This is a genomic window from Vibrio sp. 2132-1 (assembly GCF_033344315.1).
In genome coordinates, this window is sequence record NZ_JAWPON010000912.1 from 1 (window position 1) to 503 (window position 503).

A 503-nucleotide genomic window follows, 5' to 3' on the forward strand; every position below is an offset into this window, starting at 1 on the left:
TGAAGTACGATAGGAATGAATAACGCGAGCAACGCTAGGCGTGTGCCACGTTTGGCTTGATAAATCCTATGTAAAACCAATCCCATTGCGAGGATTATGCCTAATACAGGCAGAAGCCCACCTTCTACGCCCCAGTACAACATTTCATTGTGAGGATGATCCATCGATGGCAAGCCTGCAGGATAGTTCTCATTCAGCGCATGCTGGCGCGCGGTGTACAGCATGTACTCAGATTCAAACTTACCGTAACCGTAGCCAGTGAACGGTTTCTCGATCACCATATCCAAGGTTTGAGGGAAAGTGTACGCTCGAGGCGACTCCATATTCACTTTCTCTGTCGCCAGTCCACTTCCATCCGGGAATGCAATGCTCATTACAACGAACGAGAGCACCAAGCCCGTAACCAAAGCCGCGATCCAGCGAATAAAGCGGCCTTTGGTTGCAAAGCGATACATATACGGAATCACTAACAACAAACCGATGATGGTCGCTAGCCATCCTGT

At 49.1% G+C, this 503-nt stretch carries 1 protein-coding gene; it reads right to left on the reverse strand.

The features are described from left to right. On the reverse strand, positions 1-503 hold a 503-nt coding region (locus tag R8N47_RS28685; RefSeq protein ID WP_318186545.1), incomplete at both ends, for an O-antigen ligase family protein.